The sequence below is a fragment of the Streptomyces sp. NPDC002133 genome, from assembly GCF_040296405.1.
Classification (GTDB): domain Bacteria; phylum Actinomycetota; class Actinomycetes; order Streptomycetales; family Streptomycetaceae; genus Streptomyces.
Map to the genome: position 1 here is coordinate 81779 of NZ_JBEOXF010000030.1, position 10349 is coordinate 92127.

Genomic DNA, 10349 nt, shown 5'->3' on the forward strand with positions numbered 1-10349 from the left:
GCTCATCATCACCGACATGTTCACGATAGCCCCGGCTCCTCGCTCCCGCATCACAGGGACGACGTGCCTCGAGGTGAGCACATGCCGGTCGGATTCGCGTTCCCCGCCAACGCCGAAGCGGGTGATGGCGCTCAGCGAGATGGATCCGAACTCGATGCTCGCTCTCGGTGTCAAACCGGTCGGCCCGACCGCGGGCCGCAGCCGGAAGCGCGCCCCCGTGTATCTCGTGGACCAGGCGAAGGGCAGGGCCCTGATGGCGCGGTGACCGCCCCGGACATCGAGAAGGTCGTGTCAGCACGAGCCGGACGTCGTCCGCGCCGGGCAACGCTCCGGCGAGCAGGTGCTCCAACAGGACCTCGGCTCCCGCGCGAGCGTGGCCGTGGCCCACTACTCGGCGAACGGCACGGTCGTCATACAGCAGGGCGCGCTCATCGGCGATATCCTGAAGAATGTTCGGCTTCGAGCGGCCCGGCGTCCAGACCGAGAAGGGTGAAGGCAGTTCGACGCCGATCAGCTAAGAGAACTTCGGGGAGATCGACAGCGACTGGCTGTTCATCGGCATCCCGTCCTCGATCGGCTCGGACGCCGAACTCCCCGACGAGCTGGCCGAGTAGCCTGCCTACCAGCAGCATCTGAACGCCGTGCGCGACAAGCACGCGACCGTGATGGACGGCTCCAAGTGGGCGAGCCCGGGCGGTATGGAGGCGGCGGTCTCGGTGCTCGACGACATCCGGAAGGCGATGGTCAAGTGAGTGCCGACGCTGAACTCTCCGGACGGCTCGCCCTCGTGACGGGCGCGGGCCGGGGCATCGGCAAGGCGGTGGTGACGGCGCTCGTCGAACGCGACGCGCGCGTACTCGCCACCGACCTGGACCCCGACGGCGTGGAGGCGCTCGCCGCAAAGTACGGCGATCAAGTCACCGCCCGCACACTCGATGTCACGGACGCCGCGGCCGTCGAGGCCCTCGTGGCCGAGGCCGAGGCGGAGCCCGCGCTCGGTGCGATGGACATCGCAGTCAACGTCGCCGGAATCCTGCGGGGTTCCCGGGTCGTGGACCTGACGGACGAGGACTGGGCGGCCACGTTCGCCGTCAACACCAACGGCGTATTCCACGTCTCGCGGTCAGCCGCCCGCCGCATGGCCGCGCGTGGCCGCGGCAGCATCGTCACCGTCGCATCGAACGCGGCCGGCGTTCCCCGCGCGGGCCTGTCCGCCTACGCCGCCTCCAAGGCCGCCGCTGTGATGTTCACCAAATGCCTGGGCTTGGAGGTGGCCTCACGGGGCGTCCGCTGCAACACGGTCTCCCCCGGCTCGACTCTGACCGACATGCAGCGCGCCATGTGGACCGCCTCCGACGACCAGGACCCGGCAGCCGCCGCGCGCCGCATCGTCGAGGGAGACCTCGCGACGCACCGCACCGGCATCCCGCTCGGCCGGATCGCCGACCCCTCCGACGTCGCCGAGGCGGTCGCCTTCCTCGTGTCCGACCGCGCACGTCACATCACCATGCACGACCTGTACGTCGACGGCGGCGCCACCCTGCGGGCCTGAACCCGCAGCGGCTCCCCGACCACGGATCGTGCCCTCCCCCGCTGGAGACATCCATGTCCGCCTCTCTGCGCGAACCCACAGCCACGCCTCTGGTATCGCCCGGCGCGGCAACCGCCCTGCTCGACGCCTACCGCCCGGGCAGCGACCGGTTCCTCGCGTCGCCCCACCACACCCTGCTGGGCAGAGGGGCCGCCGCCGACATCCCCCACGACACGCGGCCGTTGACATGGCGGGTGCGCGCCGTCCTGAACGCACGGCGACGGGCGGGCGCCCCGGCGCCGGTCGTCGTGGGCTCCGTGCCCTTCGCTCCGGCCTCCCCGCACTCGCTGGTCTCCCCCCAGTCCGTCCAGTGGGCGCCGCCGTTGTGTGAGGACCCGCTCACCGCCCTGCCCGGGCCGCTCCCGGAGGAAGGCACCGACTGGCAGGTGCGGGAGGTTCCGGAGCCCGAGCGATACGGGCGGGCGGTCGCCGACGCGGTGAAGCGGATGCGGTCCGGGGAGTTCACCAAGGTGGTCCTCGCCCGCACGCTGGAGTTGACCGCGCCCGACGAGCCGGATCTGCCGGCCATGCTGAGCCGCCTGGCCCGCCGCGACCCTGCCGGCTACACCTTCGCCGTCCCCAGCGGCCCCGGTCGCACGCTCATCGGAGCCAGTCCCGAATTGCTCGTCGCCCGCACGGGTGGCCGCCTGACCGCAAACCCACTGGGCGGGTCCGCCCCCCGCAGTCCCGACCTGGCCGAGGACGTCCGGCGCGCGGCAGCGCTCCTGGAGTCGCCCAAGGACCTGCACGAGCACGCCGTCGTCGTCGACGCCGTACAGGAGGCGCTCACGCCGTTCTGCACCTTCCTGCAGGTGCCCGAGCGGCCCACACTGGTGCGTACGGCGGCGATGTGGCACCTGTCGACCACCGTCACGGGCGAGCTCGCCGACCCTGACGTCACCGCCCTGGAGCTGGCCACCGCCCTGCACCCCACACCGGCGGTGTGCGGCACCCCGACCGAGGTGGCCCGCGCCGTCATCGCGGAGTCGGAGCCCTTCGACCGAGGCCCGTACACCGGCATGGTCGGCTGGCAGGACGCGGACGGGGACGGCGAGTGGGTCGTGACGATCCGCTGCGCCGAAGCCGAAGGGCGCTCGCTCAGGCTGTTCGCGGGCGCCGGGGTGGTCGCCGCCTCGTCGCCGGAGGCCGAGACCGCCGAGACCGGCGCCAAGTTCCGCACCTTTCTCGATGCTGTGGGGGCTTCGCTGTGACCGCCCACCCTCCCCTGGCCTCCGGCATGGGGGACCCCACCGCCTCCGCCCCTTCAAGAAGGGTCCGCCGGCCTCCGGCCGGGAGGACCCCCACCGCGCCGCGCCCTCCGACTGCCACCACTCCGGGGATCGACGCACCCACCTGGCCCCCGGAGTTCGCCGAGCGCTACCGCGCGGCGGGCTACTGGCGCGGGGAGACCTTCGGGAGCGTACTGCGCGAGCGCGCCGCCACCCACCCCGACCGGATCGCCCTCGTCGACCCGGCGCCCGAGCGCCGCACCTGGACCTACCGGGAACTGGACGAGCGCGCCGACCGGCTGGCCGCCGGATTCGCGGCGCGCGGGATGTCCAAGGGCGACCGGGTCGTCCTCCATCTGCCGAACATCGGCGAGTTCATCGAGGTCGCCTTCGCGCTCTTCCGCATCGGTGCGCTGCCCGTGTACGCGCTGCCCGCGCACCGGGAGACGGAGATCGGCCACTTCTGCTCCTTCGCCGAGGCCGTCGCCTACGTGGTCCCCGACCGTCACGCGGGCTTCGACCACCGCGAGCTCGCGACGCGGATGACGCAGCGCACGCCGAGCCTGCGGCATGTCTTCGTCGTCGGCGACCCGGGCGAGCACACCGCACTGTCCGACGTGCCCTGCGACCCGGTCGTCATGCCCGCCGGACCGGAGCCGCACGAGCTGGCGTTCCTCCAGCTGTCGGGCGGTACGACGGGAGTGCCGAAACTCATCCCGCGCACTCACGACGACTACATCTACTCGCTGCGGGGCTCCAATGAGATCTGCGGCGTCGACGCGGACACCCGCTTCCTCGTCGTCCTGCCGGCCGCACACAACTTCCCGATGAGTTCGCCGGGTTGGCTGGGCACGCTGTATGCCGGGGGCACCGTCGTGCTGTGCCCCGGCCCCGACCCGGCGACGGCCCTGCCGCTCATCGAGCAGGAGCGGATCACGATGACGGGGCTGGTGCCGCCGCTCGCCCTCCTGTGGACCGAGACCGGTCCGCAGGAGGATCACGACCTGGCGAGTCTGGACCTGGTGCTCGTCGGCGGCGCCAAGTACAGCGCGGAGGCTGCGCGCCGTCTGGAACCCACCCTGGGCTGCAGGCTGATGCAGGTCTTCGGCATGGCCGAGGGGCTCGTCAACTACACACGGCTGGACGACGACTTCGAGACCGTGGTCACCACGCAGGGCCGCCCGATCTCCCCGGACGACGAGATCCGCATCGTCGACGACGCCGGACACGACGTCCCCGAGGGCGCGTTCGGGCACTTGCTGACCCGCGGCCCTTACACGATCCGCGGCTACTGGCGCGCGCCCGGCCACAACGCGCGCGACTTCACACCGGACGGCTTCTACCGCACCGGCGACATCGTGCGCCGCACCCCGACGGGCCACCTGGTCGTCGAGGGCCGGGCCAAGGACCAGATCAACCGGGGCGGTGAGAAGGTCGCGCCGGAGGAGGTCGAGAACATCATCCTGGCCCATCCGTCCGTGCACGACGTCTCCGTGGTTGCGGTGCCCGACGCGTATCTCGGGGAGCGCTCCCTCGCCTACGTCATCCTCCGCGAGGGTGCGGAGCAGCTGAAGCCGGCCGCCATCAAGCGGTTCGTCCGTGACCGCGGCATCGCCGCCTACAAGGTCCCCGATCTCGTCGAGTTCGTCGACGCCTTCCCGCAGACGGGGGTCGGCAAGGTCACCAAGAAGGGGTTGCGGTCCGCCGCGGCCGCCACCGAGCAGCGCTGAAAGGCTGTTTCCCATGGCACTTCCCGCCATCGCACCCTATCCGCTGCCGGCGGCGGACGAACTGCCGGAGAACCGCGTCACCTGGACCGCGGACCCCGCGCGCGCCGTGCTGCTCGTCCACGATCTGCAGAACCACTTCCTCGGTGCGTTCCCGTCCGGCGAGCAGCCGCTGACCGGGATGCTGGGCAACACCGGCCGGCTGCTGGAGCGCGCCCGCAGCCTCGGTGTACCGGTCGTGTACTCGACGCAGCGCGGCGGCCAGACGCCCCAGCAGCGCGGGCTCCAGCTCGACTTCTGGGGCCCCGGCGTCGCCGACGACGCCGGGGCGCTCGCCGTGCCGGACGACGTCGCGCCACAGCCCGGCGACAGGGTCTTGACCAAGTGGAAGTACAGCGCCTTCGTGCGCACCCGGTTGGCGCAGCTTCTCCGTGAGACGGGCCGCGACCAGCTGGTCGTCATCGGTGTGTACGCGCACATCGGCGTGCTGGCGACCGCCTGCGATGCGTGGATGCGGGACATTCAGGCGTTCGTCGTCGCCGATGCCGTCGCCGACTTCTCCCGCGACGACCACGACATGGCCCTGCGCTGGGCCGCCGGCCGCTGCGCGTTCGTGACCACCACCGACGCGCTCTTCAAGGAGTTCTGAGCACCGTGGCACTCACTCTGGAGCAGCTCCGCAGCGATGTCGCCGACAGTCTCGGCGAGGACCCCGCGGACATCCCCTTCGACGAGAACCTCGTCGACTACGGACTCGACTCGGTCCGCATCATGGCACTGCTCGAACGGTGGCGCCGCGAGCACGGCGTCAAAGCCGGCTTCGCGGACCTTGCCGAGCAGCCGGCCATCAAGGCCTGGGCACCGCTGCTGGGGGCGTCATGACCGCCTCCACGACCATCGGCACCGGGACCCCGGCCCTTGTGCTGCCGCTGACGGCGGCACAGTCGGGCATGTGGTACGCACAGGCCCTCGATCCGCTCAGCCCCGCACAGAACACCGCGGAGTGCCTGGACATCGACGGGCCGCTCGACCCGGACCTCTTCGCCACGGCCCTGCGCCGCGTCGCCGCCGAGGCCGACACCCTGCGGGTACACGTCGAGAACGGCCCGGACGGTCCGCGCCAGCACATAAGCGCCACCGTCGAGCCGCCGCTGACGGTTCTCGATCTGCACGGCGACGACGGTGCCGAGCGGAAGGCCGTGGCGTGGATGCGCGCCGACCTCGCCAAGCCCTGCGATCTGGCGACCGGACCGCTCTTCCGGCATGCCTTGTTCCGGGTCGGCGCGCAGCGATGGCTGTGGTACCAACGCATCCACCACCTCGTCATCGACGGCTTCGGCTACTCGCTCCTCGTACGGCGCACGGCCGAGGTCTACACGGCGCTCGCAGGCGGCGAGGAACCCGCCCCGCGCACCTTCGGAACCATCGCCGACCTCGTCGCCGAGGATGCCGCCTACCACTCGTCCGACGCCTTCGCGGCCGACCGCGCCCATTGGGCGAAGGTGTTCGCCGACCGGCCCGAGGCACCCCGGCTCGCGGGCCGCGGCGCGCTGCCCTCGCGCACGTTCCGTCGCCGCACGACTCAGCTGACTCCCGTAATCACCGAGCGTCTGCGCGAACTGGGCGCCCGGCTCCGCGCGACATGGCCGGACGTCCTGATCGCCGCGCTCGCCCTCTACACCTCCCGCGCCACCGCGCGGTCCGACGTCGTGCTCGGCCTGCCCATGATGGGCCGCATGGGGTCGGCCTCGCTGCGTGTGCCGGGCATGGTGATGAACGTGCTCCCGCTCAGGCTGGCGGTCTCCCCCGACGCGACCTTCGCCGACCTGGTGCACCAGGTCGTGCTCGGCATCCGCGACGTGCGACGCCACCAGCGCTACCGCTACGAGGACATTCGCCGTGACCTGGGAGTGCTCGGCGCGAGCCGGGCCCTGTTCGGCCCGGTCATCAACGTCATGCCCTTCGACTACGGCGTCGACTTCGCGGGCGCGCCCACGCGGGCGCACAACCTCGCCGCAGGGCCTGTCGACGACCTGAGGGTCAACGTCTACGACCGCGCGGACGGCCGCGGCCTGCGCATCGACCACGACGGCAACCCCTCCCTGTACGAGGATGCCGAACTCGCCGCCCACCAGGAGCGCTTCCTGCACCTGCTGGACCGTCTCGCCGGCACCGACCCGCAGCAGCCGCTCGCCGTTCACACCATCGCGACACCCGCCGAACACACCCTGGTCCTGCACGAGTTCAACCAGACCGAACACACGCTGCCGGCCACCACGCTCATCGGCCCCATCGAGGCGCGCGCCATGCGCACCCCGGACGCGACCTCGCTGGTGTACGGGGACAGCTCCTTGACGTACGCGGAGCTGAACGCCCACGCCAACCGGCTGGCCCGGCACCTGCAGACCCTCGGCGCCCGGCCGGGAGCAGTGGTCGCGGTCTCGATGCCCCGCTCGGTGGAGCTGGTCGCCACCGTGCTCGCCGCGCTCAAGTCGGGTGCCGCGTATCTGCCGCTCGACCCGGACTATCCGGCGCAGCGACTCGCGTCCATGATCCAGGACGCGGCGCCGGTGTGCGCCGTGGTCGACCGTGCGGGACGCCTTCCCGTGGACGCCGGCGCCCCACTCGTCGTCCTTGACGAACTCGACATATCCCCCTACCCACCGGCCAACCCGGCACGTCCGCTCACTCCCACCCACCCCGCGTACGTCATCTACACCTCCGGCTCCACGGGCCGACCCAAGGGCGTCGTCGTCTCGCACGGGGCGATCGACAACCGGCTGCGCTGGATGCAGCACACCTACCCACTGACCGCCGACGACCGGGTGCTCCAGAAGACTCCGTCGTCGTTCGACGTGTCCGTGTGGGAGTTCATGTGGCCGCTGCGCGAGGGTGCGTCGCTCGTCGTCGCCGAGCCGGGGGTCCACAAGGACCCGGTCGAACTCGCCTCTCTGATCCGCGAACAGTCCGTCACCATCTGCCACTTCGTGCCGTCGATGCTCCAGGTCTTCCTTGCCGAGGCCGACACGGCCGCCTGCACGGGGCTGCGCCGGGTCTTCTGCGGCGGTGAGGCTCTGCCCTCCGAGACGGTGAACGCCTTTGTGCGGGCGCTGCCCGGCGTCGAACTGCACAACCTGTACGGGCCGACGGAGGCCGCCGTCGATGTCACGTACCACGTGTGCGCCCGGGACGGCAGCGGCACGGTGCCGATCGGCGGCCCGGTGTGGAACACCCGCCTGTACGTGCTGGACGCGGCGCTCCAGCCGTGCCCGCCGGGCATCCCGGGTGAGCTGTACCTGGCTGGTCGGCAGTTGGCCGAGCGCTATCTGAACCGCCCTGCGCTGACGGCGTCCCGGTTCGTCGCCGACCCCTTCGGGCCGCCCGGAGGCCGGATGTACCGCACGGGCGACCTGGCGCGCTGGACGAATCAGGGCGAGGTCGAGTACCTCGGCCGCACCGACAACCAGGTGAAGCTGCGCGGGCAGCGTATCGAGCTGGGCGAGATCGAGGCCGCGCTGGTGGCGCAGCCCTGCGTGGACGGCGCGTGCGCCGTGGTGCGGGAGGACCGGCTCGTCGGGTACGTGACCGGCGGCGCCGATCCCGAGGCCGTACGGGCCCGGCTGGCGCGGGTGCTGCCGGAACACATGGTTCCGGTGGCGGTCGTCGGCCTCGACGCGTTCCCGTTGAGCCCCAACGGCAAGCTGGACCGCCGTGCACTGCCCGACCCTGTCTTCACCGGCGGTGAGGGCGCCAGACGTCCGTCGGGCCCGCTCGAGGAGGCGCTGACACGACTCTTCGCGGAGGTGCTCGAGGTCGGACGGGCCGGTCCCGACGACGCGTTCTTCGACCTGGGCGGCACGTCGCTGTCCGCGGTACGGCTGGTGGCGCGGGTGCGGGAGGAGTTCGGCACCGAGCTGAACATGGGCTCGCTGTTCGAGGCACCGACACCCGCCGCTCTCGCCACCCGTATCAACGCCGCGGGGCCGCCGCGCGGCGCCGGCCGCGGAGGGAGTGCGGCCGAGGTCGCCCTCGACGTCCTCCTTCCGCTGCGCACCGACGGCGAGCGGCCCCCGCTGTTCGCGTTCCATCCCGGCGGTGGCATTTCCTGGTGCTATGCGGGCCTGTCCGCCCGCCTCGCTCCGGACCAGCCCCTGTACGGCATCCAGGCGCGCGGCCTGGTCCGCGACGAGCCGCTGCCGCGCACTCTGCGGGAGCAGGCAGCCGACTACGTCGAGCGCATCCGCACAGTGCGGCCACATGGTCCGTACCGGCTGCTCGGCTGGTCCCTCGGCGGGATCCTCGCCCATACCGCGGCCTGCATGCTCCAGGAGGCCGGGGAGAAGATCGAACTGCTTGCGCTGTTCGACGCGTTCCCGGCCGAGCAGTGGAGGGAGCGGCCCGCGCCCGAGGAGGGCGACGCGCTCACCGCGGTGCTGCGCATGGGCGGCTTCGACCGCACCGACGAGCGCACCCGCGACGACGTGATGGCCACGCTGCGCCGGGTGGGCAGCCCGCTCGCCGGGCTCGCCGACCGGACCCTGTCGAAGATCATCGAAATCGTGCCCAACCACGCGCGCCTGGTGCGTGAGCACCAGCACCGCTGCTACGAGGGCGACCTGCTCTTCTTCACCGCAGCCGCGCCGCGGGCGGAGGACTGGCTCACATGGAAGGCATGGCGCGCGCACGTCAGCGGCCCGATCGTCAATCACGACCTGGACTGCACGCATGCGCAGCTCCTGCAGGACCGCCACCTCGACGACATCGCCGCCATCCTGGCGGCGCGCATGACGGAGCTCGACGCATGAGCAGTGAAGCCGGTCCGTTCGATCCGGGCCCCGCCGACAAGGACACCCACCTCGTGCTGCAGAACGCCCAGGGGCAGCTGTCCCTGTGGCCCGCCTGGCGTGCCGTACCGCCGGGTTGGAGGGCCCGCTTCGGCCCGGCCCCACACGACGCGTGCGCGCGCGAGGTGGATGCGGCCCGGGGATGACTCTCGGCGCCGGACGACGGAAGGCGATGACCCCCGCGGCGACCTGTTGTCGGGCTCAGGTCAAGTACACCAGTGCCATGGACTGCGACGAGCCGGTGCCGGGAACGGACGCCCTCGACGTCGACGGGACCAGGCCTGGTCGGCCTCGGCGTCACTGATGGCAACGCCCAGCGGCCGACCTACCGCCTCCCGGTCCACCGCCGGCCGCCCGTACGCCGTGCCGCAGTGGGCCGCTCGGCAGCCGGCGCCTCCACCAGCTGCCTGATGCTCAAACCCCGCTCCCACGCCAACTCGGCAAGATGATCTCGGCAACGGGTGAAACGAGGGCCACGGACGGCGGCTGAAAAGTGAGCCACTCTGCGATCTCTTGATCATCCTGACTTCACTGGTTCTGAAGTCGGGAGGAAGAGAGGGTGATCCACGTGGAGGACTGGGCTGAGATCCGCCGGATGCACCGGATGGAGGGGCTGTCGGCTCGGGCGGTGGCCCGTCAGCTGGGGATCTCCAGGAACACCGTGCTGCGGGCGCTGGGCTCGGACCGTCCGCCGCGGTATCGGCGGGCGCCGAAGGGCTCGGCGGTGGACGCGGTGGAGCCGGCCGTGCGGGAACTGCTGAAACAGACCCCGACGATGCCCGTCACGGTGATCGCGGAGCGGATCGGCTGGGAGCGCGGGCTGACGATCCTGCGGGAGCGGGTGCGCGAGCTGCGGCCGGCTTAGAGTGCCCGGCAGTAGGCGTTACTTCAGGCGTTTGGTGGTGGGGCGACCGTCCCATCGGTAGAGCGAGGTGGCGCGGCGGATGAGCATACGGAG

At 71.6% G+C, this 10349-nt stretch carries 8 protein-coding genes and 1 pseudogene; all 9 read left to right on the top strand.

Features of this window, described 5'->3' with window-relative positions; translation table 11 throughout:
- Positions 1-124 precede the first annotated feature (124 nt).
- Positions 125-265, top strand: a complete 141-nt coding sequence (locus ABT078_RS25580) for a hypothetical protein (RefSeq protein ID WP_351231516.1) — start codon at positions 125-127, stop codon at positions 263-265.
- A gap of 483 nt (positions 266-748) precedes the next feature.
- A complete protein-coding gene (locus tag ABT078_RS25585; RefSeq protein WP_351231518.1) occupies positions 749-1552 on the top strand; it encodes a 2,3-dihydro-2,3-dihydroxybenzoate dehydrogenase in 804 nt (267 codons plus the stop codon).
- Between the two features lie 53 nt (positions 1553-1605).
- Positions 1606-2802 carry an isochorismate synthase gene (locus ABT078_RS25590; RefSeq protein WP_351231520.1) on the top strand — a complete coding sequence of 399 codons (1197 nt, stop codon included), beginning with the start codon at positions 1606-1608 and terminating at the stop codon, positions 2800-2802.
- Positions 2803-2828: 26 nt separating this feature from the next.
- The gene (locus ABT078_RS25595) at positions 2829-4550 is read left to right on the top strand and encodes a (2,3-dihydroxybenzoyl)adenylate synthase (RefSeq protein ID WP_351231522.1); all 1722 of its coding nucleotides are present in this window, start codon (positions 2829-2831) and stop codon (positions 4548-4550) included.
- Between the two features lie 13 nt (positions 4551-4563).
- On the top strand, positions 4564-5196 hold the full coding sequence (locus tag ABT078_RS25600; protein ID WP_351231524.1) for an isochorismatase family protein: 633 nt from the start codon (positions 4564-4566) through the stop codon (positions 5194-5196).
- A gap of 5 nt (positions 5197-5201) precedes the next feature.
- Positions 5202-5429 (top strand): phosphopantetheine-binding protein, encoded by a 228-nt coding sequence (locus ABT078_RS25605; protein ID WP_351231526.1) that lies wholly within the window; start codon positions 5202-5204, stop codon positions 5427-5429.
- A complete protein-coding gene (locus ABT078_RS25610; RefSeq protein ID WP_351231528.1) occupies positions 5426-9352 on the top strand; it encodes a non-ribosomal peptide synthetase in 3927 nt (1308 codons plus the stop codon). Before ABT078_RS25605 ends, ABT078_RS25610 begins: the two co-directional genes overlap by 4 nt.
- Complete coding sequence (locus ABT078_RS25615; RefSeq protein ID WP_351231530.1) at positions 9349-9537, top strand: MbtH family NRPS accessory protein; 189 nt, start codon at positions 9349-9351, stop codon at positions 9535-9537. The genes ABT078_RS25610 and ABT078_RS25615 overlap by 4 nt, the downstream gene beginning before the upstream one ends.
- Positions 9538-9950: 413 nt before the next feature.
- Positions 9951-10250 (top strand): annotated as a pseudogene (locus ABT078_RS25620) (helix-turn-helix domain-containing protein); the annotation flags it as partial.
- Positions 10251-10349: the final 99 nt, after the last annotated feature.

Excerpts from the sequence above, each read along its gene's own strand:
- ABT078_RS25590 (WP_351231520.1), top strand. The coding sequence starts at position 1,606 with ATGTCCGCCTCTCTGCGCGAACCCACAGCCACGCCTCTGGTATCGCCC.
- ABT078_RS25600 (WP_351231524.1), top strand. The coding sequence starts at position 4,564 with ATGGCACTTCCCGCCATCGCACCCTATCCGCTGCCGGCGGCGGACGAA.
- ABT078_RS25615 (WP_351231530.1), top strand. The coding sequence starts at position 9,349 with ATGAGCAGTGAAGCCGGTCCGTTCGATCCGGGCCCCGCCGACAAGGAC.
- ABT078_RS25580 (WP_351231516.1), top strand. The coding sequence starts at position 125 with ATGGCGCTCAGCGAGATGGATCCGAACTCGATGCTCGCTCTCGGTGTC.
- ABT078_RS25610 (WP_351231528.1), top strand. The coding sequence starts at position 5,426 with ATGACCGCCTCCACGACCATCGGCACCGGGACCCCGGCCCTTGTGCTG.
- ABT078_RS25595 (WP_351231522.1), top strand. The coding sequence starts at position 2,829 with ATGGGGGACCCCACCGCCTCCGCCCCTTCAAGAAGGGTCCGCCGGCCT.